This is a genomic window from Clavibacter zhangzhiyongii (genome assembly GCF_014775655.1).
In the GTDB taxonomy this organism is placed as follows: Bacteria; Actinomycetota; Actinomycetes; order Actinomycetales; family Microbacteriaceae; genus Clavibacter; species Clavibacter zhangzhiyongii.
In genome coordinates this window covers 1,617,922-1,643,872 of record NZ_CP061274.1, presented here as the reverse complement: position 1 = coordinate 1,643,872, position 25,951 = coordinate 1,617,922, and the positions used below count along the sequence as shown (strand labels likewise).

Here is a 25,951-nt window from a genome sequence, read left to right as displayed (position 1 = left end):
GACGCGCCCTGCCGTCGCGATCCCCCCACAGGGCGTCATCGGAGGAAATGCCGGATGCGAATGTGCTGGCATCCCCCAAGATGCGGCTCCCACCCGCTAGGGTTGCTCACAAGTCGTCAGGTCCTCACGATCCACCCGGTCCGCCGGGAGATCACGAGGGGCTTCCGACCCGCGGTCCCGGGTCCCGGGATCGATGCATCTCTTTTGAAGGAAATTTCGTCATGGCAACAGGCACCGTCAAGTGGTTCAACGCTGAAAAGGGCTTCGGCTTCATCGCTCCCGACAACGGAACCGCGGATGTGTTCGCTCACTACTCCGCGATCGCGACGGGCGGCTACAAGTCGCTCGACGAGAACCAGAAGGTCGAGTTCGAGGTCGCCCAGGGCCCCAAGGGTCCCCAGGCTGAGAACATCCGCCCGCTCTAACGCCACCCGCTCACCACTGGTGAGCGACGCACGCTGAGCTTCCGAGAACGGCTCCGACCATGTGGTCGGGGCCGTTCTCCAGTTAACGCAGGGCCCGCGATGCGAGACCATCGACCGTGCCCTCCTACCGCATCACCATGACCGTCGGCGCGCTCCGACCCGGCGCCGAGCCCGCGGAGGTCCTGCCGGCGGCCGCCGCCGAGGCCGCCCGCGTCGCGACGCTCGAGGCGAACGACCTCCAGGTCGTCCGCGGCGAGCCGCGTCTCACCGTGCGCTTCACCGCGGAGGACGATCCCGCCGCCGAGCGGATCGCCGGAGCCGTGCGCGCCCGCACCGCGCAGCTCGTCGACGTGGAGCGCGCGACCGTCACCCGTCGCGACGGCGGCGCCTGGACCCGCATCTGACTCCCCCGCGGCTGTCCGCTGCCGGTGTCCCGCGGCGCCTCGAAGGCCGGGCCGACGGGGATCGGCGGGATCGCCTGTAGTCTCATGACCGAGAGCCGACGGTGACTCTGGGGGACGCACCATCGGCTTGGGGGGACGATGATCGAACAGCAGGCGACGCACGACGACGCACGGACCGCAGCCGCTCCGCGGGCACGCACGCGAGGCCGGAACGCCGAGCCGTCCGGCGTGATGTCGGGGCCGGAGACCGAGCTCAGCCACGCCAAGGCGCACGAGTGGCGCCGCACCTACGCCTTCGGGCTCGTCATCACCGACCTGCTCGTGCTCATCTGGGTCGTGTTCGGCGTGCAGATCGCCTGGTTCGGGGTCTCGACCTCGGACGTCGCCTTCAACGGCGACATCGAGGGCGTGACCGTGAGCTACTCGCTCATCTCGATCATCATCATCGCCAGCTGGATGCTCGCCCTCGGCCTCTACGGCACGCGCAGCTACCGCGTGCTCGGGACCGGCCCCCAGGAGTACCGGCTCATCCTCAGCGCGACCGTCCGCCTGTTCGGCCTCGTCGCCATCGTCGCGTTCCTCGGCCGCATCGAGTTCGCGCGCGGCTACATCATCATCGCCCTGCCGCTCGGCCTCGTGACCCTCGTGCTCAGTCGCTGGATGTGGCGGCAGTGGCTCAACGTCCAGCGCACCAAGGGCCGCTACTCCTCCCGCGTCCTGCTCATCGGATCCGAGGCGTCCACCGGCTTCCTCGCCCGCGAGCTCGCGCGCCAGCCGTACGCCGGCTACCTCGTGGTGGGCGCGTGCATCCCATCCGGCGTCATCGCGGCCACGCTGCCGGGAACCGGCATCCCCGTCCTCGGCAAGCTCGACGACCTCCAGGCCGCCATGCGCGCCGTCGACGCCGACACCATCGTCATCGCCAGCAACGACGAGCTCTCGGCCGAGCGGATCCGGGAGCTGAGCTGGTCGCTCGAGCCCGGACGCCAGCACCTGGTCGTCGCGCCGAGCCTCACCGACATCGGCGGGCCGCGGATCCACACGCGTCCGGTGGCCGGCCTCCCCCTCATCCACGTCGAGACGCCGCGCTACGAGGGCACCAAGCTCTTCGCGAAGCGCGCCTTCGACATCCTCGCGAGCGCCCTGATCCTGGTCCTCTCCTCTCCCCTGCTCCTCGCGATCGCCATGACGATCCGGCTGAGCACGCCGGGCCCCGTGCTGTTCCGGCAGGAGCGAGTGGGCATCAACGGGCGACCGTTCCTCATGCTCAAGTTCCGCACCATGGTGACCGACGCCGAGGCGCGGCTCCTCGAGCTCGAGAAGCAGTCCCGGGACGCTGGCAACTCGGTGCTGTTCAAGATGAAGGACGACCCGCGCGTGACGCCGGTCGGCCGGTTCCTCCGGCGCTACAGCCTCGACGAGCTGATGCAGCTGGTGAACGTGCTGAACGGGTCGATGTCGCTCGTGGGCCCACGCCCGCCGCTCGCCCGTGAGGTCGAGTCGTACGAGACCAAGGTGCACCGCCGCTTCCTCGTGAAGCCGGGCATCACGGGCCTCTGGCAGGTCAGCGGCCGGTCGAACCTCTCGTGGGAGGACAGCGTGCGGCTCGACCTCTACTACGTGGAGAACTGGTCGATCGTGGGGGATCTCGTGATCCTGTGGAAGACGGCACGTGCCGTGCTGCGGCGTGAGGGGGCGTATTGATGGGCGCACGTGGTGACCGGCGGCGGGGAACGGGAGCGACCGGAGCAGACCCCATGGGCGACCTCGGCGTCCTCGTAGTCCTCGGACTCCCGGGGGGCATCCTCTGATGGCGCAGCTCGTCCTCCTGGTCTCGGCCGTCCTGCTCGTGCTCCTGCCGACGGCGGGTCCGCGCTTCCGCGAGGCCTGGCGGTCGCCGTACTACCTGTGGGTCGTCTCCGGGTTCGGCCTCACGGGGATCCTGCGCGTCACCGAGCTCTCGCAGGACAGCGCCGGCGGTGCCAACGAGCTGCTGTCCATCGCGCGCTTCGTGCCCATGCTCGTCGCGGGTGCCGTCATCGGTGCTCGGAGCCTCAGCCGGGGGAAGGTCTACGGGGGTCACCTGCTCCTCCTCCTCCTGCTGTGCATCCCCATGGCGTTCGCGGCGGGCGAGCTGTCCCTGACGCCGTTCATCGCGGCCTTCGCCTTCCTCCCCGCTCTGGCGGTCGATCGCCAGCCCGTGGACGTCCGGCTCGTCCTGCTCGGACTGGTGCACTCGCTCAAGGCGATGGCCGTCATGATCGCGCTCTACGGCGCGGTGGGATCGATCGTGGGCGCATGCCGCCTCGACAAGTGCTCCCTCTGGGGTCAGCAGCTCGGGGAGCTGGGATCCGGCAACGCGCTCGGCGTGGCGATCGCGATCCTCTCCTTCCCCATCATCCTGACCGCGCGGAAGACGGCATGGGCGCTCATCGCGGTCGTCGCGTCCGGGCTGCTCGTCGACCTCTGCAGCAGCCGCTCCGCCCTCATCATGTGGTCCCTGGCCCTCGTCGCGGCGCTCCTCATCCGCACGACGACGAGGATGCGCATCCAGGTGCGGACGCGCCTCATGGCAGCGCTCACGATCACCACGGCGCTCCTCGTGGGCGCGGTGGCGGTCACGACGTGGCAGCCGGACGCGTTCACCTACCGCGGCGTCCTCTGGCTGAAGGCGCAGGAGCTCATCCAGCAGAACCCCCTGCTCGGCGTGGGATCCACGTACTGGGTCCGGCAGCCCATCACGACGGCTCTCACCGCCAACTACAGCGCGCACAACCTCGCGCTGGAGGTGCTCGTGTCCACCGGACTGCTGGGCGCGCTGGCCCTCGTCGGAGCAATCATCCTGTGCGCCCGACGGACCGATCCCGAGGCGCGGATCATCGCGCTCGGGATGGCGGTGGTGTGGCTGGCGGCCGGCATGACGGAGGTCACGAGCGCACCGGGGCGGCTCTACCTGGTCCCGGCCCTCCTGCCCCTGGTGTTCGTGCTGTTCAACGCGCGGAGCGGGTCCCTGGTGGAGCTGCCGACGGACGAGCGCGGACGGGCGGATGTGCGGTCGTCGTCCCCCGGCCCGAGGTCGCCGGCTGTGGCCACGGCTGCTCCCGCGCACACGGGGTAGCGGGCGGGCGCTCCCCCTCCCGCTGTGCGCCGGAGGGCCGGGCCGTCCCCCGACCCTGCCTCGCCTCTCCGCGGCGCGTGACCGTCGACGATATGAGGCGGCCGATCTCCCGCTGTCGCGCCAGGTGACCTGCCGCCCCTACGACGTGGAGCGGCCGTCCACCCCCGCGACCCGGAGGTACGCGATCGCGGTCGCCGAGATGCTGAACTCGGCCCGGACGCGCTCGGCGGTCCCCTGTGCCGCGCCGAGGACGGCCGGGTAGTCGTCGACCACGGCCCGGACGGCGGCGACGGCGGACGACGGGTCCCCCGAGGCGAACGTCGCGGCGGGGACGTAGGACTGCAGCGTGGCCGCCACGTCCTCGCTGCAGACGACGGGGAGACCGACCGCCGCCGCCTCGAGGACGCCGATGCTGTGCGCCTCCCTGCTCGACGGGTGGAAGCAGATGTCCGCGGCGGCGAGGTCGGCGCCCACGTCCGCCGACGGGCCGGTGAGGAGATGCGCGAACCCCCGCGTCCGGGCGTCCGAGCGGAACCGGGCGATGCGCGGGTCCGAGTCGAGGACGGGACCGGCCCACGAGAACTCGAGGGCGGGATCCAGCGAGGAGAGGCGCTCGACCACGTCGAGCCACAGCTCCGGCTCCTTCTGACCCGCCACGCGCGCCATCGTGATCACGCGGACGGGCCGCGACGGGGCGCCGGCCTTCCGCGGCAGGTCGTCGCTGATGCCGTTGGGGATGAGGACGGGGCGTGGCCTCCGCGGGAAGTGCGCCACGTACTCGTCCACCTGCTTCCGACTCACCGCGATGACGGTCCTCCCCCGGCGACGGCTTGGAGCCTCCGCCGTCCGCAGCAGGGAGGAGGCGAAGTCGTCGGTGGCGCTGTGCAGCACGGACAGGAGCGGGGTGCGACGCGGCGTCACGAGGCTCGAGTAGAGGTTCGGGAGGGCGGAGTGGGAGACGACGAGGTCGGGTGCGATCGCGCGGATCGTCCGGTGCAGCCGTCGTCCGCGTGCCAGCCTCCCCGTGGGCTCCCCTTCGGGATCGAGGTAGGCCAGCTCGCTGTCGTGCCCCATCCGGCGCCACTCGGTCGCGAGACCGGCCACCAGGGTCTCGGCGCCGCCGATCTGGGGGCGGAGCAGCAGCTGCAGGATCTTCATCGACGGCCTCTCCTGCCGGTCCGGGTGAGCATGAGCAGCAACAGGAGCATGAGCGCCTGCGCCACGAGGAAGGCGAACGCGGCGCCGACGGATCCGTAGACGGAGGCGAGGACTGCGACGAGCGCCAGCTGGACGGCGACGAGGCCGAGGGTGACGAACGAGACGGCCCTGTCCCGCCCGAGGCTCTGCAGGAAGACGGCGACGGGCTGGTTGACGATGGCGAAGAGCGTGCCGAAGGCCAGGACGCGGAGGACCGTCGCGGACTCCGCGTATGCGTCCCCCACCAGGATGTCGACGAACGTCGGGGCGCCGATGATCACGACCACGCACGCGGCCAGTGCGGCGGCCGGGAGCCACAGGGCCCGCTTGACCTGCGGCCACGCGGCGCTCCAGGACTGCGCGCGGGCGACGACCGGGACGGCCGCGGCCGCGAAGGCCGACACGGCCAGCCCCATGGGCTGCGTCCACCGGTTGACCGCTCCGTAGATGCCGGCCGCCGCCGGACCGGCCACCGCCGACATGATGGCGACGTCGAGGACCTGGGAGGTCGCGGCCATGGAGCTGAGCCCGTAGTAGCCCGAGCCGCGCCACGGGAGGTGGCCGAGCTCCGGGGCGACCAGGAGGCGGCGGCGGCCGGGCATCTGCGACACGAGGAGGAGGGTGCCGCCGATGGAGCCGCAGACGAGGGCCAGCCAGAGCGAGGCGGCGCCGTCCGCGCCGAGGAGCATCCCGGCGAACAGCACCACCATCCCGACCAGGCGATCCACGATGAGTGAGAGAGCGACGACGCCGATGCGGGAGTGCGCGCGGAGCGGGACCTGCGCGGTCTGCGACACGAGCAGGAACATGCCGATGGGTGCGGCGGTCCACAGCCACGGGTTCGGGGCGACCGCGTGGAGGACGGCGCCGCCGACGGAGAAGACGACGAGCGCGATGAGGATCTTGGCCAGGGCGCGACGGGCCAGGTCGTGGGTGGTCAGCGCCCCCTTGGCCGTCTCCCGGATCCAGAGCGAGTTGGTGCCGAAGTCGAGGACGCCCACCGCGCTCGTGGCGATGGCGATCGCCGTGACCACCTGGCCGAACGCGGTCGGGCCGCTGACCCGGGCGGCGAACAGGTAGATCAGGGCCGTGAGGATCTGGGCGACCGCGGTGGACGCGGCGAGGAAGGTGGCCTGCCGGCCGAGCCCGCCGGACGACGCGGGCGCGGCCGCCGTCACAGCAGGGCCGAGGTGAAGCGCGCGGTGCCCATGTCCGACACGGCGGCGGGGCGGTCGGCCGCGGCGGCCTCCTCCATCGCCCGCGCCATCGCGTCGGCGGACAGGGGCGTCCAGACGGCGTGCGTCGGCACGGCGTGAGCGTCGCCCCGCAGGCTCGCCGCCCCGGAGGCGATCAGCCGCGTGCCGGACATGACGGCCTTGCCGAAGATGCCGCTCGGGCCCTCGTTGGAGTGCGCGAGGACCACGCAGTCCACCGCGGCGATGGCGGCGTCGAGCTCCACGTCCTCGAGCATGCGGTCGACGATCACCACGCCCGCACCACGGCGACGCGCCTCCGCGAGGTGGGGTCCGGCCTCGGCGAGCTGGTCGTCGAAGACGGCACCGCCGACGAGCAGGCCCATGCCCGGGCCGGCGACGCGCGCGAACGCCGCCGCCACCAGCGGCAGGTTCTTGCGCGCCGAGATGGCGCCGACGACGGCGAACCACCGGCGGTCCGCGTCGAGGCCCCAGCGCGCACGGAGGGCGACGACGTCGTTCGGACCGGCCGCGAGCGTCACGGGATCCTGGGCGACGGGGAAGCGGGATCGGCCCGCCCACACCGAGGACTTGAGGACGGTGACGGTGGTGGACCGGCGGAGGCCCGCGAGGGTCATGGTCGCGCGCTTCGCCCACTGGCGGGCCGACGACCGGACGGCCTGGCGACGCAGGTCGGGCTCCCGCATGATGAGCGCGGTGACGTGCGGCAGGTCGGCTCCCCGGCGGGTGACGAGGTCGACGAGGTGGCGGTCCCCGTCGGGGATGACGATGCGTCGCGCCCCCGTCTCCCGGGCGACGCGCGACGCCGTGGCGACGTCCGCGTCGGGGACCTCGACGACGGTGAAGCCCGACGGGAGGTCGCGGAGGAACTCGGCGGCGTGCGCGCCGTCCATCTCGCCGGGCCTCGTGACCAGCACGGCCCGACCTCCATCGGCCAGGATCGCGTCGGCGAGGAGCCGCACGAAGTAGAAGCGGTGCCCGTCGCCGTTCCCCTCGAGGATCAGCACGGGCGCCGGGCCCGCGGCGGTGGCGGGATGCGGTCGCTCGGCGCTCATGCGCGGGATCCGACGGCGGGGATCGGGGCGGGCGAGGCGGTGCACGGTGCGGTCAGCACGCGCGTCCCGGCTGTGTCGTCCCCGTGCTCCGGGTCCCGGCGGCTGGTGCCGGCATGCCCGATCCGCGTCCCGTCGGCAGCACCGGACGTCCCCGTTCCCCCATGCGACTCCGTCCCCTCCTGACGTCGACCTCGGGGACGTGCCCCGTGTCGCCACCAGTATGCCGGACCGCATCCGGTCGGCCCGACGTCCGCGCGACGGGTGCCGTGGGCGCCGAGCAGCGTGCCTGCTTCGTACTACGCTCGTCTGACGGGGGTGTCATCGCACGATGACGAGCACGACTTCCGCCGCACCGCGCGCATGCTGACGCCGGTGGGCGGCTGTGCCTGGCATCCCCGATCGTCGAAGGGGGAGAGACGATGGGGGATCGTCATGTCAGAAGGGCCGGACAGCGGGAGCACGGGCGGGAGCGCCGTGTGGACCGCCGCGTGGCCGTCACGCAGCCGTACATACCGGGCTACCGGGAGCGCCTCTGGTCGCTGGTCATCGACGAGCTGCGGGAGGCCGACGTCGAGTGCCGGATCTTCTACGGCGGCGACCGGGACCAGGAACGGGACGTCGCCGCGCGGGGCGACGGCATCGAACCGCGATGGGCCAGTCGCGTCTCCGCGCTGACCGTCCGGCCCGTCCGCTCCATCCCGAAGTTCGTCTTCCGGCGCCTCCCGCGCACCTGGCGCGGGCGACGGGTGCTGCTCGTGACCGAGATGCAGGGCACCAACCTCAACGCGTGGCTGCGCGCCGGCCTGCGGCAGCCGTTCGTCACCCTCGGGCACGGCATCTCCGCGACGACGACCCAGTCGCCGCTCGCCGACGCGGCGGAGAACCTCCTGAACTCCTCGGCGACGAGGGCCCTCACCTACACGGAGACGGGTCGGCGTCACGTGCTCGCGTCCACGCGGCTGCGGGAGGACCAGGTGGCGGCGTTCCGGAACTCCACCGACACCTCGCGCCTCCAGCGGGCGATGGCCGAGGTCGCTCCGGCGGACGAGGCCGCGTTCCGCGCGCGTCACGGCATCCCGGCTGACGCGCGCGTCTCCCTCTTCCTGGGCGCCCTGAACCGGTTCAAGGCCGTCGACCTCCTGGTGGAGGCCGCGCGCCTGGTGTTCGCGGAGGATCCGTCGCAGTGGCTCGTCGTCGCGGGCGACGGGGAGTCCCGCGGGCTGGTGGAGGAGCTTGCTCGGGAGACGCGGCGCGTCGTGGTCCTGGGGCAGTCGGGTCCGCAGGACTTCGCCCCCGCCGCCGCGATGTCGCACTCGCTCCTGAACCCGGGTCGGGTCGGGCTCGTCGCGGTGGACGCGCTCGTCATGGGCCTGCGGGTCGTCACGACGACGGGGGCCGCGCACGCCCCCGAGTTCGAGTACCTGCGACCCGGCGTCGACGTCGTCGAGGTGACGCCGACGCCCGAGGCGTACGCCCGAGCCTGGATGGCCGACCGCGAGCGGGCCGACGCGCCCGCCGCCGACCATCCGACCATCGAGGCGGCGGCGCACACCATCAGCGCCACGATCCTGGACGCCATGGGGCCGGCCTAGCGCCGGCCGACGCGCCGCCCGCGCCGCTCCCCCAGGTGGGGGGACGCGGCCCCCGTCCGCGCGCCCGCACCCCTAAGCTGCGAGCACCGCGCGCCGATGGCCGCCGCGGACGACGCAGGACCTGCCCGAGGTCCTCGACCAGGGAGACCAGTGGAGCAGCACGACGCCCGAGTCCGTGTACCACCCACCGCGGACGGCCCGACGGCCGGCTCCGCGCCCGCTGACGCCGAGGTCGAGCCGGGGTCCGGCGTCCGCCACCCCGCCGACGGCGCCGCTCGCCGTCCGTCGCGTCGGCGCTTCGCGTTCCTCAGGAGGGGCGCGGCACGGCAGCAGGTCACCGCGCGCCGACCGTCGATCGTCTGGATGACGAACCTCGCTCCGCCGTACCGCGTCCCGGTGTGGGACGCGATCGCGCGGGAGGCCGACCTCGAGGTCTGGCTCCTCGAGAGCGACGAGCGCCTGCGTCGCGACGACAACAACCGCGGCGAGGACTGGACCACCGGCGACCGCGGATCCCCCTACGCGACGCGGTTCCTCCCGAACCGCGTCGTCCACCGGGGCGAGGCCCGGCACTACGTGACGGGGTGGATCCGGCCGTCGTCGCTGCGCGGGAAGGACGCGATCCTCCTCGGCGGGTGGGACTCCCCCGCCTACTGGGTGGCGTCGTGGTCGGCGAAGCTCGCCGGAGTGCGGCGCGTGGGCTTCTACGAGTCGCACCGGCTCTCGCAGCAGCACCACGGGGGTCCCGTCGCGCGCGTCCGGCGCGCGTTCTTCGCGAGCATGGACGAGACCGTCGTGCCGGGGGTCGCCGCGCGCGACGCGCTCGTCGCGGAGGGCATCGATCCCGCGCGCATCCGCGTGGGTTTCAACGCCGTCGACGTCGAGGGGATCCACGCGCGCACCCTGGCGGCGCGGCGGACGGCGGACGCGTCGACGTCCGCGGCCGGGCACCGCCTGCTGTGCGTCGGCCAGCTCATCCCCCGCAAGAACGTCGCGAGCCTCATCGAGGCGCTGGCCGCGCCCGAGCTCGCCGACTGCACCCTGACGGTCGTCGGCACGGGCCCGGAGCGGGCGTCGCTGGAGGCCCTGGCGGGACGGCTCGGCCTCGCGGAGCGCGTCTCCTTCCTCGGGTACGTCGCGTCGTCCGACCTGCCGGGCTGCTTCGCCGGCCACGATGTCCTCGTGCACCCCGCCCTGCAGGAGGTCTGGGGCCTGACGGTCAACGAGGCGCTGGCGGCGGGCATGGCCGTGCTCGTCGGCGAGCACGCCGGCGTCACCCCGTCCGTGCGCGGCATGCGCGGCGTCTCCACGACTGACGTGTCCGTCGAGGGGCTGCGCCGGGGGATCCTCGCGGCGGTCCCGGCGGAGCGCATCGACGCCCCGGAGATCCTCACGCGCACGCCCGCGGCCTTCGCCGCCACGTTCCTCGAGGCGATGCTGCCCGAGCTCGCCGCGCGGGACTGACGCGGGCCGGGTCCTCCGACGCGCCGTCGCCCGGAGTCTGGACCGACGCGAGGCCGTTCAGCATCCCCGGACCCAGCTCACGGACCGGCCGTCGATCCCGAGCCCGCCGCCCCGCCGCCCCCTGAGGAGGCGGGGCCCACCTCAGGGCTGCAGCGCCGTCTCCTTCGAGGCGAGGGGGCTCCTCCCCCGGCCCCGGAGGCGTCGCTCGAAGGGCACCTCGACGAACCGGTGCACGAGGTACGACGCGACCAGTGCGAGGGCGAGGGCGAGCGCGAACGCCGGGATGCCGTCGAGCCCCAGGTCCCGGATGCCCGGCTGCGCGAGCCGGACGATGAAGATGTGGTGGAGCAGGTAGAAGCAGTAGGACGCCTCTCCCAGCCGGACGGGCAGCCGACCGCGCAGGACGCCCGGCGTGCGGGCGACGTCGCGCTGCGCTGCCGCGACGATGAGCAGCCCGAAGGGCAGGACCACCAGCGCGGACACGCCGTAGGTCGAGGGCCACACCCCGACCGCGAGGTAGGCGACGGCGGCGACGGCGATGGCCGTCCTCCAGCCGACGGCCGGGAGGGCACCTCGCTTGCACAGCACGCCGAGGATCATGCCGACCACGAACTCGGGCAGGCGCGACGGCGGGAAGTAGTACGCGAGCCAGATCCAGACGGAGTCCTGGTCGAGTTCCGTCGGGGCGACCCGGGTCGAGACGACGGCGGCCAGGACGACGGACAGGCCCACCATCACCAGCAGCGTGGCCGTGAGCCCCCGTGTCCCGAGCCGGCGGAGGCCGAGGATGATGAGCGGGAACGCGAGGTAGAAGAAGGCCTCGACGGACAGCGACCACGCCGGGACGTTGATCGCGAAGTAGGAGTCCGAGGTCGGCATCCACGCCTGCAGGAGGAACGGGGTGAGGATCCCGCGGCGCAGCGCAGCCGGGTCGAGGATCGCCCAGAGGCCGGCCGCGAAGAGCAGCGAGGCCAGGTACGCCGGGTAGATGCGCGCGAAGCGCCGCCGGTAGAAGGGGAGGGCGCGATCCCCCGGCCGGGCGGACCACGCGAGCAGGAAGCCGCTGAGGACGAAGAAGAACGTCACCCCGCTCCGTCCCTGCCCCAGCAGGTAGCCGAGGGCCTGCCGGGTCGGTTCGTCGAAGAACACGAGACCGTGGAACCCGAAGACCACGAGCGCCGCGATGAAGCGGAGGCTCGTGAGCCGGTGCAGACGCGGCGGGGCGGCGGGAGCGGCGACGACGGCGCCCATCCCCGCGCCGGGGGCGCTCATCGTCGCTCCGCGGAATAGATCGCCATCAGGTCGTCCGTCACGCGCTCGATACCGAACGATCCCGTGAGGGCGGCACGCATGCCGTCGAGGAGCCCGTCGCACGTCGCGTCGTCGGAGAGGATCGAGGACACCGCGTCGGCGAGGGACGGGGCCGAGCCGTCGGTGACCAGCGCGGCGCCCGCGGCGTCGAGCTCGTCGGCAAGGCCGCAGTCCTCCGTCAGGACCACGGGGGTCCCTACCGACATCGACTCGAGCACCGTCATGGGGAACACCTCGCGGACGCTCGGCAGGACGTAGACGTCCGCCGCCGCGAGCCGCGCGGTGGACGCGCCGGGGGCGATGCTGCCCTCGTGCGCGAGAGGGAGCCCGGGATGGGCGGCGATGAAGGCCGTGAGGGCCGGGAGGTCGCCCTCGTCGGGACCGATGACCGCGTAGCGCGCCCGGACGCCCCGCCCGTGCAGCAGGGCCGCCATCTCGGCGAACGCGAGCACGCGCTTGCGCGGGTGCAGCCGCGCGAGGAAGAGCACCTCGGGGTCAGCCTCGGGATCCCGCGGCCGGGCGATCGAGACCGGGGCCACCCCGTTGCGGATGCGGGAGACGTGCGCGCCACCCCGGGAGACGTCGTGCAGGGCCCGCTCCTCCGCGTCGGTCAGCGCGAGCACGGCACGTGCCCCGGCCAGCAGGCGACGGACCGCGACGGCGTCGAGGACCCGCGAGCGGGCGCGCTGGTCGGGGATGACCATGCCGTGCGTCTGCACCACGTACGGCACCCCCGCTCGCCGGCAGACGTCCGCAGCCGAGAGCGCGATGAGGTGCCGGCCCAGGTGGAGGTGGACCACGTCGAACTCGCGCACGTGCCGGCGGAGCGCACGCGCCAAGGCGGGCGAGAGCATGCCGCTGAAGCCGAGGCCCGGGATCGGGCGCGCGCGGAACAGCCGGACGTCGACGCCCTCGACGCGGAGGTCGACGTCGCCGTCCCAGCCCGCGATGAGCACCACGTGGTGCCCCTGGCGCGCGAGCTCGCGGCACTGCTCGACCGCGACGGCGACGGGTCCGCCGAAGGCGCCGTCCGCGGAGACGTACGGCAGGACGTGCGCGATGCGCAGCGGACGCGTCACGATGCGCGGAAGCGCGACCCGACGAGCGCGCAATCCGGGCCGGACACGATCGCGTCGGCGGGCACGTCGCCCGCGACCACGGTCATCGGGCGCGCGAGCGCCGACCGGCCGACGTGGGCGCCGCCGAGCACGAGGCACCGGGAGGTGATCCACGCCCCGGGCTCGATCACGATCGGGCGTGTGAGGAGCGCCATGTCCCGCCGGTGCGCATGGCTGCCGGTGGTGAGCATGGTCTCTTGCGAGAGCACGACGTCGTGGCCGACCGTGATGAGGTCCTGGTTGTGGAACCAGACGCCCTCGCCGATCCAGGAGCGGTCGCCGATGCGCAGCTTCCACGGGAACTTGACGCGCGTGCGCGGCCGGAAGACCACGCCCTCGCCGATCTCGGCGCCGAACGCGCGGAGGGCCCGCACGCGGAGCGACGAGCTGATCTGCCACGGGTTGGTGACGAGCAGGAGCTCCACGGCGGCCCAGAGGTAGACCGTGCGCTTCGGGCGATCCCACGCCTGGCGTTCGCCGGGCGCGCGGGACAGGTCGATCACGGGGACGTCGGTCGACGCGTCGTGCGCCGCCGTCACGCGGGGACCCCGGCGCGGAGCGCGGCGAGCGACTGCGCGAACCGCACGTAGCGGGCGTGCGCGCTGACGGGCGAGTAGCGGTTCTGGAACATGCGCTGCGCCGCCGTGGTGAGGACCGCGGCGCCCTCGACGTCGCAGCGCAGGTCCTGGGCCGCCTGCAGGAGCCGCTCCGGGTCGCCCGGCGGGATGATCGCCGCCGCGCCGTGCTCCCGCACCACGCTCTCCGTGATGCCGCCGTCCTCGACGGCCGCGATGATGGGGCGCTTGCTGCTCGTGTAGGAGGTGAGCTTCGACGGCATGCTCATCTCGCGCACGCCGGGCTTCTCGTTGAGGAGGAGCGCGTCGGCCGCGGCCAGCGCGTACGGGTAGTCGTCGCCGTCGAGCGGCGGCACGAAGCGGATCGAGCGGATCCCCGCGGCCTGCGCCTCGAGCGCGACGCGCTGGTTGCCGTCCCCGACGAGGACGAACTCGATGCCGAGGTCGCGGATGTCGGACAGGCGGGCCGCCTCGACGACCGAGTCGAGCCCCTGCTTCATGCCCATGTTGCCGGTGTGGACCACGGTGAACGCGTCGCGCGTCCAGCCCAGCCGCGCCCGGGCGGCGGCGGCGGAGACGTCCACGGGCGTGATGTGGGTGAAGTTCGGCAGCGCCACCATCGCCTCGTCGGGCAGGCCCTGCGCGATGAGCAGGTCGCCGAAGCGCGGGGTGATGACGCCGATGCGGTCGGCGCGGCGGAGCAGCGCGTACTCCCCCGAGGCGATGAGCCGTGACGCGCGGCCGCCCGTGGTGCCGGACTCGCCGGCCGCGTTGCCGGTGAGGTCCTGCACGAGCACGCCCAGCGGACGGCGGCCGTGGCCGAGCGCGCCGGCGGCGAGGCCGGCCAGCGACGGCGTGACCGCGATGACGATGTCGCTCGTGTCACGGCGCACCTCGCGCAGGGCCCCGGCCAGGAAGCTCGCCTCGAGCTTCGCGCGGCCCGCGAGGTCGGGGGTCTCCGGGATGGAGTGGCGGACGCGGGTGATGCGGACGCCGTCGCGCATCTCCTCCCAGCGCCGGCCCCGGGCGTACGCCTCGTCCTGCAGCTTCCACTGCGGGTAGTGCGGGATGCCGGTGATGACGTGCACCGACGCCCCGGCGTCCGTGAGCGCCTCGGCCATCGCGGTCGTGTACGGGGCGATGCCCGTGGTCTCCGGCCAGTAGTTGATGCCGATCAGGCAGACGGTCAAGCCCCCCAGATCCGGCGCCGCCTGCGTGCGCGCAGCGTCGGTCGTACGTGATTCCCCCATGGGGCCATTCTGGTGCCTCGACGTTTCCATGTCGTTAACGCCCCGCGCGGCGGCGTACCCCGATTGCCGTGCGACGCCCCGCTCGCGTTAGATTCGTGCGGACGGTCGCGCCGGGCCACTGCCCCGCGTCGTCGACATCGCATGAGAATCTGGGGGGATCCATGGCCAAGAAGGCCTTCATCACGGGCATCACGGGCCAGGACGGCTCGTACCTCGCCGAGCTGCTGCTCGGCAAGGGGTACGAGGTCCACGGCCTCATCCGCCGCTCGTCGACGTTCAACACGTCGCGCATCGACCACCTGTACCAGGACCCGCACGAGCAGGGCGCGAAGCTGTTCCTGCACTACGGCGACCTGAGCGACGGCTCGCGCCTCACCACGCTGATGATGCAGATCCAGCCCGACGAGGTCTACAACCTCGCCGCCCAGTCGCACGTGCGCGTCTCCTTCGACGAGCCCGAGCACACCGCCGACACGACGGGCACCGGCACGATCCGCCTGCTCGAGGCCGTGCGCCTCTCCGGCATCGACACGCGCTTCTACCAGGCCTCCTCGAGCGAGCTGTACGGGGCCACTCCCCCGCCGCAGAACGAGACCACGCCCTTCTACCCGCGCTCGCCCTACGGCGCCGCCAAGCTCTACAGCTTCTGGATCACGAAGAACTACCGCGAGGCGTACGACATGTACGCGGTGAACGGCATCCTCTTCAACCACGAGTCCCCCCGCCGCGGCGAGACCTTCGTCACGCGCAAGATCACGCGCGCGGTCGCCGCCATCCAGGCCGGCAAGCAGGACCACGTCTACCTCGGCAACCTCGACAGCATCCGCGACTGGGGCTACGCCGCCGAGTACGTCGAGGGCATGTGGCGCATGCTGCAGGCCGACGAGCCCGACGACTTCGTCCTCGCCACCGGCGGGAACTTCACCGTGCGCGACTTCCTCGAGACCGCGTTCTCGCACGCCGGGCTCGACTGGTCCGAGCACGTGCGCTTCGACCCGCGCTACCTCCGCCCCACCGAGGTCGACGCGCTCGTCGGCGACGCCTCGAAGGCCCGAGAGAAGCTCGGCTGGGAGGCTACCGTCGACACCACGATGCTCGCCCGCATCATGGTCGACGCCGACATCGCCGCGCTGGCCGCCGAGGGCAGCCCGTGGATCGACACCGTGCGCCTCGCGAGCTGGGGCACGGCCGAGCCGACCGCGGTCCAGGCGTGACGGCGGCGTCCGCCCCGGCGTCCGACGAGCGCGACGCCGTGGCCTTCGAGCCGGCGCCGCTCGACCGCTCCGCGCGCATCTACGTCGCCGGGCACCGCGGGCTCGTGGGCTCGGCGATCGTCCGCCGGCTCGAGGCCGAGGGCTTCACCGACGTGATCGGCCGCACCTCCGCCGAGCTCGACCTCAAGGACCGGGACGCGGTCTTCGCGTTCTTCGCCGCCGAGAAGCCCGTGCACGTGGTGCTCGCGGCGGCCAAGGTCGGCGGGATCCTCGCGAACAGCACCTACCCCGTGGACTTCCTCAGCGACAACCTGCGGATCCAGGTCAACGTGCTCGACGCGGCCCTCGCGCACGACGTGCAGCGGCTCCTGTTCCTCGGCTCCTCGTGCATCTACCCGAAGCTCGCGCCGCAGCCCATCACCGAGGACACCCTGCTCACCGGGCACCTCGAGCCGACCAACGACGCCTACGCGATCGCGAAGATCGCCGGCATCATGCAGATCCAGGCGGTGCGGCGCCAGTACGGCCTGCCGTGGATCTCGGCGATGCCGACGAACCTCTACGGCCCCGGCGACAACTTCTCGCCGCAGGGGTCGCACGTGCTGCCGGCGCTCATCCGCCGCTACGACGAGGCGCGCGCATCGGGCGCCGAGTCGGTGACGAACTGGGGCACGGGCACGCCGCGCCGCGAGTTCCTGCACGTCGACGACATGGCCGCGGCCTGCCTGCACCTGATGGAGCACTACGACGGGCCCGAGCAGGTCAACGTGGGCACGGGCAGCGACGTCACCATCCGCGAGATCGCGGAGACCATCGCGCACGTGGTCGGCTACGAGGGCCGCACGGAGTGGGACACCTCGAAGCCCGACGGCACGCCCCAGAAGCTGCTCGACGTGTCGAAGCTGGCCGCCGCCGGCTGGACCTCGTCCATCGGCCTCGACGAGGGCCTGCGCACCACGGTCGAGTGGTACCGCGAGCACATCACGACGCTGCGGGAGTAGGCCCGCCTCTCCCTGACGACGACGGCCGCCGCGAATCCGCGCGGCGGCCGTCGTCGTCCCCGTGCGCTGCCGCCGCTCGCGACCGGGTGCCGGATCAGGCGGGCACGGCCGCCAGGGCCTCGTCGAGCATCTGCCGGAACGCCGGCGTGATCGTCGTCGCGTACTGCGGCGTCGTGTGCACGCTGTCGCGCTTCGTGGGGGTGCTGCCGACGAACGACGGGCACGCGTCCTCCCAGCAGAACAGCGACGACGTGTCGAGGTACGCGATGCCGAGCGCGGTCGCCGCGTCCCGCTGGGCGCGGTCGCCCACCTTCCAGGCGCCGGGGATCGAGGACTGGCAGTCGGCCGGGGTCGACACCTTGGTGGCGCACGTCTCCAGCGGCTGCCCGACGGGCGGCGACGAGACGAGCACCACCTGGCCGACGCTGTCGCGGACCTTCCCGACGGTGCTCTGCACGCCCGCCGACCACTCCGCGACGGCGTCGTCGCCGGTGGCCTTCGAGGCGAGCTTGAGGACCTGGCCGTAGCTGTTGCTGACGAACAGGATCTCCGGCTCCTCCTCCTGGATCGCCGCGACCGCCTGGTCGCGGAAGTCGAGGCAGCTCCCCTTCGTCGACCGGTCCGGGAACTCCCACTCGACGTCCATGACAGCGCAGCCGGCGGACGTGAGGCCGCGGATGTGGTGGGTCGCCTCGAAGAGCTGGCGCACGGTCGGCAGGAGCGTGATGCCCGTCGAGTCGCCGAGCACCATGATCGTGGGCTTGCGGGCGTCGCCGAAGGAGCAGGATCGCGGGTTCGACACGTCCGTGCGGCCGCAGCCCTGGCCGTCCTCGACGGGGACGGCTGACTCCTCCAGGCCGTCGATGGCGGGGTCGAGCGCGGGCCAGCTGGTCGCGGACAGGGCGTCGCGGATCTGGCCCTGGAGCGCGCCGAGGTCGCCGCCGGCGAGCTCGGCGGTGCCGGCGGGATCCTGCTGCTCCCCCTCCGTGGCCGCGGGGCCCGTGGCGAGGCGCGACGCCTCCTGGATCTCCTGCTGGCGGACGACCGCGAGGCTGATGAACGTGACCGTGAGCAGCGCGGCCGTGCCGAGCGCCGCGACCTTCGTGCCCGTCGACGCGCCGAAGCCGGGGCGGCGTCGCGCGCGCCTCTTCTTGCGCCGCGCCGCCGCGCCGGGCTCGAGCCAGTGCGAGCGGCGGATCGGGTCCTCGAGCCCGTGGTACGAGAGCACGGAGAGCCCGAGGGTCAGCACCAGCACGATGACCGGGTAGCCGAGGCCGGCCGTGTCGCTGACGGCGGCGAGGATCACGATGACCGGGAAGTGCCACAGGTACAGCGAGTACGAGATGTCGCCGAGGTAGCGGGAGACCGGGTTCGTGAGCGGCCAGAGGAAGCGCTGGGCGCCGCCGGTGCCGCCCGCGATCACGAGCGCGGCGCCGAGGACCGGGATCGCGGATCCGGGCGCCGGGATGGGCGACACGCTGCTGAGCGCGAACAGGCCGTACGCGATGACCGCGAGGCCCGCGTAGGCGATGACGGGGCGCGCGGCGTCCGGGATGCGGCGCAGCAGCGGCGTCGCCACCGCGAGGAGCGCGCCGATGCCGAGCTCCCACGCGCGGGAGAGGGTCGAGAAGTAGGCGACCGCGGCGTCGCCCGCCGTGTCGGCCATGGCCCATGCGAAGGAGCCGACCGTGACGACGAGCAGGATCGCGGTGAGGATCCCGCGGTAGCGGCCCGGCCCGCGGAAGCGGAGCGAGAGCGCCAGGCCGAGCGTGAGGAGGATCGGCCAGACGACGTAGAACTGCTCCTCGACGCCGAGCGACCAGTAGTGCTGCACGGGCGAGACGGCGCTGTCGGCGGCCCAGTAGTCGGTGTCGGTCGCGGCGAAGCGCCAGTTGGCGACGAAGAAGAACGCGGCGATGCTGTCCCAGGCGATGGCGGACGCGCGGCCGGACAGGAACACCATCCAGCTCGCGAGGACCGTGACGAGGAGCACGGCGGTCGAGGCCGGGAGGATGCGCTTCACGCGCTTGCGGTAGAAGTCGGCGAACGAGATCCGGCCCAGCTTGTCGTGCTGGCGCAGCAGCAGCGACGTGATGATGAAGCCCGAGATCACGAAGAAGACGTCGACGCCGAGGAAGCCGCCGGACGGCCAGGCCAGCAGGTGGTCGAGGATCACCGCGACAACCGCGAGCGCGCGCAGCCCCTGGATGTCGCCGCGGAACGAGCTCGTGCGGGAGCCCTCGGGCGCGACCGTGGTGGGCTGTCGGCTGCTGCGTGAGCGGGTGCTGGTCATCGTGTCCTCGGGTGGGCGGCGGTGCGCGCGCGTGCGCACGGCGCGGCAGGGGCGGCCGGCGACGGGCGGCCGGCTGCGGTCGACGGCACCCGCAGGGCCCCGCGACCGGGAGATTTCTCCGCCCATGGTAATCCAGCGGACATCCCGATGGCGGTGCCGGCGGCGCCGTGGTATGCCCGGCGCGCACCCCAGTCCGAGGGGGATGCCGCGCGCGGCGTCGCCGCGGGATCCGCACGGGGACCGCGACGCGGGAGGAGGGGGAAAAGGAGTAGGGCGGATGGGACTTGAACCCATGACCGACGGAGTATGAGCGCGTCGGGCCCGAGACGGACCGTCGCTACCTCTCTGCTGCGGACCGAACCGGATCGCACTTCCCCGCATCATTCTAACCGCTAGAACACCGGCTTCTGCAGGTCCGCCTGGTCGTCTGCGGCAAGCCGCGATGGTGCTGAGCGGTCGGTAACTGATCGGTGCGGAGTAGCACAGCTCGACAGGTTTGCGACGGGTTGCGGGACACGCGGGCCCGTCGCCCCGCGCTCAGTCGCGGCGCTCAGAAGGACCCCGCGTAACGAGCGAACGCCCCGCTCACGGCCGTTGGGCTGGGTCGGGGCGTCGCCGAGCCGGCTACGTGGCCTCCTGGGGCTCGGTTAGAGAAAAGCGTGCAGACATGGCACGACGGTTTTCAGTGCCAGGCGCGACCGCTGCACTTGTCAGACAGGTGCCCTGTTCCTCAGCAAGCGCGTCCTGCAGAAACATCTCAAATCCGTACCGAAGATGAAGTGAAGCTGCCGTGCCGCACCCGTCATTCCGCCACGAGTTGTGGGCTGCGGCCGTACACGCAAGTACTGCGCCGAGGATGCCCGCCGCCACGAAGCTTCGCTCGTAAGGAGCACCACCCGTCTGCACTGCCGTCAGCACGCAGTGTCCAGGTTTTCGCGCTTGGACCGAGACACTAACGGTGCGACGACTTAGCCGCCACGGTGGGGCACGAGGCGGCGGTTTCCACCGTGCTTTCCCGACCCTCGCGGCACTTGCTGCAAGCGCGGCCACAGGCAGCTTGTGCATAGTGATCGGCTGAATGCCCCTGATGCCCGACGCGCTTGTGCCACAAGAAGTAGCATCGATCCGTCCCACGCCGCGCGCTACCCTACATAACGTTGCTCATCCTCAGCCGATGACGCCCGGGCCGCGCTGAAGCGGCGGTGACCCGTCGCGGCAACGTACGCCAGCGAGCAAGACACAGGATTACTAGGAGGCATCATTGGATGAGTCAGATCGCGAAAGCCCCGTTGGGTTCGAGGAGCTTTACGATGAACTGTTATCGACCAGCGACGGGGACGCAGACAGTCATCTGACGGACAGCTCGCTGCTCGATGAAGAGGACGTTGCGCCCGGTCAAGTAATGAACAACGAACAAGCGACCGATGATAGCGACCAAAGCGGCTCAGTCAGGAGAGCCGAGGTCGGTAATGCCGCTTCGTATTCCTGGGTGAATAGAGGCTCCTCCAGCGGTACTGAGATGCTGCGCTTCAATAGAGACACTGAACTGTTGCATATATACCCGATGATAAGTCGCGGATCTACCCATGAGAACCCCTTTGATCAGATCGTCGAACTACAGATTGAGGCTCCAGGCTGGGATCCCGATCGTCATTCGGTCGAAAGTGACCGATACGGCCTTCTCCGAGTCCTCGGACTACCTAAGGGATTTAGTGCTGTTTGGCTGTTTGGACTTGGTATCCAGCGAATTTACCGTGGTATCGTAGAAACGATTGAAGAACAAACCGCCTGCTCCATTGTACGCTTCGTGACTTCCGAAGCGGAGGGCCCTGACCGAGACGTTTTTTGTATTTCGCTCGAACGGTTTGATGCGTACAGGGCTACTGTCGACCGCAACCGCGGCCGTGGCAACACCGCAGTGCGGCGCGTGATTGAGGCCGAACGTCACAATGCAGTTGCTGACCTATTTGGCTTAACGCCTACACAGCCTCGTTATGGCCGGAATCCGGTAATCCAGGCTTTGACGGAGGAGGTCGAGACCGGGCATGTAACAAGCCCTGAAGATCGGTTGACCATGGTCAATGAGACGGTACTCGCCGCACCTCAAGTCGCACAAGAATCACCCCAACAATTTGGACGCCTTCGCGAAGACATAGAGCTAGTCTCACTACAGGTCCTAATAGAGCAGTTTGAGCGGAGTTTGATCGGCAGGAGCAATGAAGGTTTCTGGCAACGATTCTTTACTACTAACCCATTCGCGTTACAACAGCTTTTTTCTGCCCCACTCTTAGTCCTCGGCGGACTCGTGCACGTGAGAGGCGCCGATGCACTTGGGCAGGGCGGTCGTATTGCTGACTTCCTATGCGTTAACACCGTAACAAGAAGCGCCATAGTCGTGGAAATTAAGACTCCTGCTACCAGGCTCATGAGTGCTAGTGCGTATCGGGGCAGCGGGATGGCTACGGTCTATGCCACCTCTACCGAACTAAGCGGTGCCGTGAGTCAAATACAAGCTCAAATGGAGTCGGTTAGTCGTGACCTAAAGGAAGTGCCGCAGTTTGGGGCAATTGATAAGTGGCACGTGCGCGGCGCTGTAGTCATCGGCAATGTGTCTACTCTGAATGACGAGCAGCGCGCTTCCTTTCTCCGATACCGCGAGGGCCTAACTGCAGTGAGCATTCTCGGGTATGACGAAGTCGGCGAACGGCTTAAGGGTCTACGCGACATGCTCGAGTCTCCGCCAACGCAAGAGAACGCATTCGGCGACGACGACGACAGCGAGGACTCCTAGGTTCACGCATTTGCAGGCCTAATCAGCAGCTCTAGTCGGTAGTAAACGCTTGAATCCTTGAATACCAAGCCAAAACGCCGCCTGGGGCGTTGAGAACAACGTGAGGCAAAACTATCAGCCAAAGAACGGCGTTTTGAGCACGGACGCGCCGGGAAGAACTCTGCGTCTCTGAGCAGCCTCAGCTGGGAGAAGGGCCAACCGTCATACGACCTAGGTGCTAACCCTTGCGATACACCTAGCTGCAGAGGTGCGTGACAAACACGAGACTATTGAAGGCCGCGCAGCCACGAAACACCTTAGAATATATGCCCGGTTTCAAAACGGAGTGTTTGGGTCCCAAGGCGGCGACCCGTAAACGCCGGCAGGCCCATCTAGCCCCGCAGGCTTGCCCATTCCTGCTGGGCCTGGCCAAAGTGCGCTGTCCATTTCAGCAAGGAGATCTTGCACCAGCTGAGGCCCGCCTAGGGCCATGCGATGCGCAAGGGTGTAAAGGTCGACCAAGGCCTGTGATGTATGTACATCGTCACGCTGATCGTCTAGGGGACCCGACTCCAAACGTGCAAGGTCTCGCCATGTTCCCCGCTCCTCCCTTCGAACGACCAAGGCGTAGGGCTGCCGACCATCGGAATCAACGGAGAACATTAAGTACTCAGTTCTCGCGATCGTGGTCACCACATCGCCGATGCCGCTGACCTCCCACTTAGCTACCTGTTTCATCGTCAGTTGAGTCAACCTGTCGATCAGGGCCAGCCACTCAGAGTCCTCAAACACCTGGAGCTCCAATCTTGTTGCGAATGGTCGAAACTACGCCGGACATGCCAACCGACACTTCGTCTATTTCCTTTGCTACACGCTTACTGATGGCCCGCACGTCAGGCTCTGCCGTTTGCACGAGCTTTTCCTTTGTATTTAGGGCACGCGTCGTAGTATCAATAAGTTGCTGGCAAAGTTCGCTATGCTCGTCAGTTGGTGACTGTAAGAGAGCGATAGTTTCTTGAGCTAAGTGACCGTATCGGACTAGCGTTCTAATAGCCATGTCTCCCTGGTTCAGTCTGATTGCATGATCAAGTTCTGAGACAATGAGGCTATATTGACCTGGTAGAGCGATAAGCATGTTAGCCGTGAGGACAGTCTGTGCTTTTTCAAGAGCATCTGTAGCGGTTTTGGCCGCCGAGCGTGTTCGGACAACCTGAAAGATCGTCACCGCGAATCCGACTAACGCCACTGCCATTCCGAGCCAGTCAAACCAGCCCGGGTTGACGGTCGAGTCGAACCACTGCACGCGCCCCTCCTCCGTCAATCCAGCGGGACAATTGCGTCCTCACGCACAACGTACTGCATCAGAGCCCGTGCGATGAGGACATGTAACTGGCTGCTGTGGCCTGAGCGTCCTAGCCCCTGTGCGGAGGGTGGGGTCCCCTGAGTAATGTGAGGTGTCTACTCGAAGGAGCGTCATGCAGGTCTTCATCAGCTGGTCCGGTCCGCAGGCCAACGCCGTGGCCGAGGGTCTGAAGGACTGGCTTCCGCGCGTGCTGGCGCGGACGGTCAGCTGCTTCGTGTCGTCGTCAGACATTGAGAGTGGGCAACGAGGCCTCAACGTCATTGCTCAACAGCTTGAGCAGTGCGAGTTCGGCATCGTCGTTGTCACGCCAGACAACTTGGAAAAGCCCTGGATCAACTTCGAAGCTGGGGCGCTCTCGAAAGCCTTCAAGGACCACGCGCAAGTCACACCGTTGCTCGTGGGTCTGGCCGAGCAGGAAGTCAAGCCGCCACTTTCGCAGTTCCAGATGCGTTCCGCAACCAGCAAGGAGTCGGTGCTGCAGCTGGTTCTGTCCGTCAACCGGGCTCAGCCTGACCCGGTCGATGAGGAGACGGTCAAGGACCTCTTCGGCCTCAACTGGTCCGCGTTTCAGGAGCTTGTTGCAGCCGCAAGAGCCACGAACACGGACGAGACTCCTCGTCGTGGCACGGAGGACATCCTTGAGGAAGTTCTTGGCACAGTACGCGGCCTACAGCGCCAGGTAGATGACCTTCGCTTTGAGGTTGCTGGGCCAGGACCGATTCCTCTCAGCGAACAGAAGGTAAGCGATGCCGCGCGCCGAGCCTTGGACTACATCAAGATGATGAAGCTGGACCTCAAAGAGGGCCTGTCCGCACATCGTGTCGGTCAGAGCCTCGTGCTGCAGCTTCCCGCCTCCGTACCTGACCTGGGCCCTGAGTACATCTGGGCGTTCCAGAGCCTGGCCATCGGGTCAGAGCTCGTGTTCCGCCTGCAATGGGATGACGAGCACTGGTACGAGTTCGAGCCCGGCGGGCGGTACCGGACGGGTCCCGACGGACAACTGGCGCCCCGGGACTGAGCAGATGCCCCTGAGCACGACGGGTTCCGGACGGGTTTACTTCTGTCCAGGCTGCCGGCTGAGGTCGTAGATTCCTGTGCTTTATTGGTAGGGCGGATGGGACTTGAACCCATGACCGACGGATTATGAGTCCGCTGCTCTGACCAGCTGAGCTACCGCCCCGAGGCGCGGGTCAGGCGGCGCCTGAGCCGTCCGTCACGCCGCGTGCCTCGTCCGTGACCGGCGCGGCCACGGACTCGCCACGATACAGGCTCTCGAACGTGGAGATCGTGCGCTGGATGTCGTGCGACGCGACCACCGCGAGGCTCTCGCGCTTCATGCGCTGGAACTCCTCGTCGGGCAGCTCGAGCACCCTCTGGAGCTTCGCGGCGAGGTCGTCGACGTCGCCGGGGCGGAACAGGTAGCCGTTCTCGCCGTCGTGCACGAGGTGCGGGAGCGCCATGGCGTCGGCCGCCACGACGGGCAGCGCCGAGGCCATCGCCTCCATCGTGACGATGGACTGCAGCTCGGCGATGCTCGGCATGGCCAGCACCGTGGATCGCGTGTAGGCGCGGCGCAGCTCCTCGTCGGAGACGTAGCCGGTGAAGGTGGTGCGGTCGGCGATGCCGAGCTCGGCGGCGAGTCGCTCGAGCGCCGTCCGCTGGTCTCCCCCGCCGACGATCTCGAGCTCGGCGTCGAGCGAGGCCGGCAGCTTCGCGAAGGCGCGCAGCAGCACGTCGATCTGCTTCTCGCCCGTGACCCGGCCGACGAACACGACCCGGTTGCGCGTGCGCGGCGTGAAGTCGGGCGTGTAGTTGGCGGCGTCGATGCCGCAGGAGATCGCGATGACGCCCGACAGGCCCGTGTACCGCTCGAGGAACTGGGCGGCGCGGCGCGTGGGCGTCGTGACGGCCTCGGCGCGGCCGAAGGTGCGGCGCGCGGCCCGCCAGGCGGCCTTGATCGCCTTGTCCTGCCATGCGACGGGCAGCAGCGTGTGCTGGAGCATGTTCTCCGGCATGAAGTGGTTGGTGCCGATGATGCGGATGCCGCGCTTCGCGGCCTCGATGCTGAGGCCGCGGCCGGTGACGATGTGCGACTGGAAGTGCACGACGTCGGGCTGCACGGCGTCGAGGATCCGCGCGCTGTTCTGGTTGATCGTCCACGGCAGCGCGAACCGGAGCCAGTCGTGCGGGTACCAGCGCCAGCTGCGGAGGCGGTGCGCCGTGACCTCCTGGCCGTCGTGCACCTCCTTCCACGTGCCGTGCTTGCGGCTGGCGGCGGGGGCGACGATGTGGACCTCGTGGCCGCGGCGCACGAGACCGCCCGCGAGCCGTTCGGCGAAGCGGGCGGCCCCGTTGACGTCGGGCGGGAACGTGTCCGCGCCGATGAGGATGCGCATCGGTCGACCGTCGGTCGAGGGATGGTGCGGGACGGGGTCCGAGGTGTTCGGCACGAAGTGTCTCTCCAGGGGTGTCGGCGTCCGACGCGCGACGCGGAGTGGGCGGCGCGGGGTCGGGAGTCGCCGAGCAACGTATCGCACGGGTCCGGCGGGCGGCCGACGGCGCACCGGAGCGAGCCGAGGCCGCCCGG

At 70.1% G+C, this 25,951-nt stretch carries 20 protein-coding genes and 1 tRNA gene; 10 read left to right on the top strand and 11 right to left on the bottom strand.

Annotated elements, in window-relative coordinates:
• Nucleotides 1–221 precede the first annotated feature (221 nt).
• The 4 genes from H9X71_RS07800 (at nucleotide 222) to H9X71_RS07785 (ending at nucleotide 3,947) form a co-directional block, all read left to right on the top strand.
• The gene (locus H9X71_RS07800; RefSeq protein ID WP_012038298.1) at nucleotides 222–425 is read left to right on the top strand and encodes a cold-shock protein; all 204 of its coding nucleotides are present in this window, start codon (nucleotides 222–224) and stop codon (nucleotides 423–425) included.
• Nucleotides 426–541: 116 nt separating this feature from the next.
• Entirely contained in the window at nucleotides 542–829 is a 288-nt protein-coding gene (locus H9X71_RS07795) for a hypothetical protein (RefSeq protein WP_191146584.1), read from the top strand.
• 231 nt (nucleotides 830–1,060) lie between these two features.
• Nucleotides 1,061–2,533, top strand: a complete 1,473-nt coding sequence (locus tag H9X71_RS07790) for a sugar transferase (protein ID WP_244961509.1) — start codon at nucleotides 1,061–1,063, stop codon at nucleotides 2,531–2,533.
• Between the two features lie 106 nt (nucleotides 2,534–2,639).
• The gene (locus tag H9X71_RS07785) at nucleotides 2,640–3,947 is read left to right on the top strand and encodes an O-antigen ligase family protein (protein ID WP_191146582.1); all 1,308 of its coding nucleotides are present in this window, start codon (nucleotides 2,640–2,642) and stop codon (nucleotides 3,945–3,947) included.
• A gap of 138 nt (nucleotides 3,948–4,085) precedes the next feature.
• Here H9X71_RS07785 and H9X71_RS07780 read toward each other — a convergent pair whose 3' ends face one another.
• The 3 genes from H9X71_RS07780 to H9X71_RS07770 are packed head-to-tail and all read right to left on the bottom strand — an operon-like array spanning nucleotide 4,086 to nucleotide 7,413.
• Nucleotides 4,086–5,105, bottom strand: coding sequence for a glycosyltransferase family 4 protein (locus H9X71_RS07780; RefSeq protein WP_191146581.1), 1,020 nt, complete (start codon nucleotides 5,103–5,105; stop codon nucleotides 4,086–4,088).
• On the bottom strand, nucleotides 5,102–6,322 hold the full coding sequence (locus tag H9X71_RS07775; RefSeq protein WP_191146580.1) for an oligosaccharide flippase family protein: 1,221 nt from the start codon (nucleotides 6,320–6,322) through the stop codon (nucleotides 5,102–5,104). The genes H9X71_RS07780 and H9X71_RS07775 overlap by 4 nt, the downstream gene beginning before the upstream one ends.
• Nucleotides 6,319–7,413 (bottom strand): glycosyltransferase family protein, encoded by a 1,095-nt coding sequence (locus H9X71_RS07770; protein WP_191146579.1) that lies wholly within the window; start codon nucleotides 7,411–7,413, stop codon nucleotides 6,319–6,321. The genes H9X71_RS07775 and H9X71_RS07770 overlap by 4 nt, the downstream gene beginning before the upstream one ends.
• 488 nt (nucleotides 7,414–7,901) lie before the next feature.
• Between H9X71_RS07770 and H9X71_RS07765 the strand changes: the two genes are divergently transcribed.
• Both H9X71_RS07765 and H9X71_RS07760 read left to right on the top strand, forming a co-directional pair.
• Nucleotides 7,902–9,005, top strand: a complete 1,104-nt coding sequence (locus tag H9X71_RS07765) for a glycosyltransferase (RefSeq protein WP_191146578.1) — start codon at nucleotides 7,902–7,904, stop codon at nucleotides 9,003–9,005.
• A gap of 363 nt (nucleotides 9,006–9,368) precedes the next feature.
• The gene (locus tag H9X71_RS07760) at nucleotides 9,369–10,469 is read left to right on the top strand and encodes a glycosyltransferase (RefSeq protein WP_191146577.1); all 1,101 of its coding nucleotides are present in this window, start codon (nucleotides 9,369–9,371) and stop codon (nucleotides 10,467–10,469) included.
• A 141-nt stretch (nucleotides 10,470–10,610) separates the two neighbouring features.
• Here H9X71_RS07760 and H9X71_RS07755 read toward each other — a convergent pair whose 3' ends face one another.
• Genes H9X71_RS07755 through H9X71_RS07740 form a run of 4 tightly spaced genes read right to left on the bottom strand, consistent with a single transcriptional unit; the run spans nucleotide 10,611 to nucleotide 14,663 of the window.
• The gene (locus tag H9X71_RS07755) at nucleotides 10,611–11,741 is read right to left on the bottom strand and encodes an acyltransferase family protein (protein ID WP_191146576.1); all 1,131 of its coding nucleotides are present in this window, start codon (nucleotides 11,739–11,741) and stop codon (nucleotides 10,611–10,613) included.
• Nucleotides 11,738–12,859 carry a glycosyltransferase gene (locus tag H9X71_RS07750; RefSeq protein WP_191146575.1) on the bottom strand — a complete coding sequence of 374 codons (1,122 nt, stop codon included), beginning with the start codon at nucleotides 12,857–12,859 and terminating at the stop codon, nucleotides 11,738–11,740. The genes H9X71_RS07755 and H9X71_RS07750 overlap by 4 nt, the downstream gene beginning before the upstream one ends.
• Nucleotides 12,856–13,437, bottom strand: coding sequence for an LbetaH domain-containing protein (locus H9X71_RS07745; protein WP_191146574.1), 582 nt, complete (start codon nucleotides 13,435–13,437; stop codon nucleotides 12,856–12,858). The genes H9X71_RS07750 and H9X71_RS07745 overlap by 4 nt, the downstream gene beginning before the upstream one ends.
• Nucleotides 13,434–14,663, bottom strand: a complete 1,230-nt coding sequence (locus H9X71_RS07740) for a glycosyltransferase family 4 protein (protein ID WP_244961507.1) — start codon at nucleotides 14,661–14,663, stop codon at nucleotides 13,434–13,436. The genes H9X71_RS07745 and H9X71_RS07740 overlap by 4 nt, the downstream gene beginning before the upstream one ends.
• A 221-nt stretch (nucleotides 14,664–14,884) precedes the next feature.
• On the opposite strand from H9X71_RS07740, the gene gmd reads away from it, so the two are divergent.
• Both gmd and H9X71_RS07730 read left to right on the top strand, forming a co-directional pair.
• A complete protein-coding gene (gene gmd / locus H9X71_RS07735) occupies nucleotides 14,885–15,937 on the top strand; it encodes a GDP-mannose 4,6-dehydratase (RefSeq protein ID WP_191146572.1) in 1,053 nt (350 codons plus the stop codon).
• Nucleotides 15,934–16,938, top strand: a complete 1,005-nt coding sequence (locus H9X71_RS07730) for a GDP-L-fucose synthase family protein (protein WP_280527967.1) — start codon at nucleotides 15,934–15,936, stop codon at nucleotides 16,936–16,938. The genes gmd and H9X71_RS07730 overlap by 4 nt, the downstream gene beginning before the upstream one ends.
• A 94-nt stretch (nucleotides 16,939–17,032) precedes the next feature.
• On the opposite strand, the gene H9X71_RS07725 is transcribed toward H9X71_RS07730, so the two are convergent.
• On the bottom strand, nucleotides 17,033–19,231 hold the full coding sequence (locus H9X71_RS07725; protein ID WP_191146571.1) for an acyltransferase family protein: 2,199 nt from the start codon (nucleotides 19,229–19,231) through the stop codon (nucleotides 17,033–17,035).
• 1,261 nt (nucleotides 19,232–20,492) lie between these two features.
• On the opposite strand from H9X71_RS07725, the gene H9X71_RS07720 reads away from it, so the two are divergent.
• A complete protein-coding gene (locus H9X71_RS07720; RefSeq protein ID WP_191146570.1) occupies nucleotides 20,493–22,022 on the top strand; it encodes a Shedu anti-phage system protein SduA domain-containing protein in 1,530 nt (509 codons plus the stop codon).
• 763 nt (nucleotides 22,023–22,785) lie between these two features.
• On the opposite strand, the gene H9X71_RS07715 is transcribed toward H9X71_RS07720, so the two are convergent.
• Nucleotides 22,786–23,304 carry a hypothetical protein gene (locus H9X71_RS07715; RefSeq protein ID WP_191146569.1) on the bottom strand — a complete coding sequence of 173 codons (519 nt, stop codon included), beginning with the start codon at nucleotides 23,302–23,304 and terminating at the stop codon, nucleotides 22,786–22,788.
• 172 nt (nucleotides 23,305–23,476) lie between these two features.
• On the opposite strand from H9X71_RS07715, the gene H9X71_RS07710 reads away from it, so the two are divergent.
• Complete coding sequence (locus tag H9X71_RS07710; protein WP_191146568.1) at nucleotides 23,477–24,382, top strand: toll/interleukin-1 receptor domain-containing protein; 906 nt, start codon at nucleotides 23,477–23,479, stop codon at nucleotides 24,380–24,382.
• 85 nt (nucleotides 24,383–24,467) lie between these two features.
• On the opposite strand, the gene H9X71_RS07705 is transcribed toward H9X71_RS07710, so the two are convergent.
• Together H9X71_RS07705 and H9X71_RS07700 are read right to left on the bottom strand one after the other, a co-directional pair.
• Nucleotides 24,468–24,544, bottom strand: a tRNA-Ile gene (locus H9X71_RS07705).
• A 10-nt stretch (nucleotides 24,545–24,554) separates the two neighbouring features.
• A complete protein-coding gene (locus H9X71_RS07700; protein WP_191146567.1) occupies nucleotides 24,555–25,760 on the bottom strand; it encodes a glycosyltransferase in 1,206 nt (401 codons plus the stop codon).
• Nucleotides 25,761–25,951 lie beyond the last annotated feature (191 nt).

Coding starts and splice junctions, on each gene's coding strand:
- H9X71_RS07800 (WP_012038298.1), top strand. CDS start 222: ATGGCAACAGGCACCGTCAAGTGGTTCAACGCTGAAAAGGGCTTCGGC.
- H9X71_RS07790 (WP_244961509.1), top strand. CDS start 1,061: ATGTCGGGGCCGGAGACCGAGCTCAGCCACGCCAAGGCGCACGAGTGG.
- H9X71_RS07785 (WP_191146582.1), top strand. CDS start 2,640: ATGGCGCAGCTCGTCCTCCTGGTCTCGGCCGTCCTGCTCGTGCTCCTG.
- H9X71_RS07780 (WP_191146581.1), bottom strand. CDS start 5,105: ATGAAGATCCTGCAGCTGCTGCTCCGCCCCCAGATCGGCGGCGCCGAG.
- H9X71_RS07770 (WP_191146579.1), bottom strand. CDS start 7,413: ATGAGCGCCGAGCGACCGCATCCCGCCACCGCCGCGGGCCCGGCGCCC.
- H9X71_RS07760 (WP_191146577.1), top strand. CDS start 9,369: ATGACGAACCTCGCTCCGCCGTACCGCGTCCCGGTGTGGGACGCGATC.
- H9X71_RS07755 (WP_191146576.1), bottom strand. CDS start 11,741: ATGAGCGCCCCCGGCGCGGGGATGGGCGCCGTCGTCGCCGCTCCCGCC.
- gmd (WP_191146572.1), top strand. CDS start 14,885: ATGGCCAAGAAGGCCTTCATCACGGGCATCACGGGCCAGGACGGCTCG.
- H9X71_RS07725 (WP_191146571.1), bottom strand. CDS start 19,231: ATGACCAGCACCCGCTCACGCAGCAGCCGACAGCCCACCACGGTCGCG.
- H9X71_RS07710 (WP_191146568.1), top strand. CDS start 23,477: ATGCAGGTCTTCATCAGCTGGTCCGGTCCGCAGGCCAACGCCGTGGCC.
- H9X71_RS07700 (WP_191146567.1), bottom strand. CDS start 25,760: ATGCGCATCCTCATCGGCGCGGACACGTTCCCGCCCGACGTCAACGGG.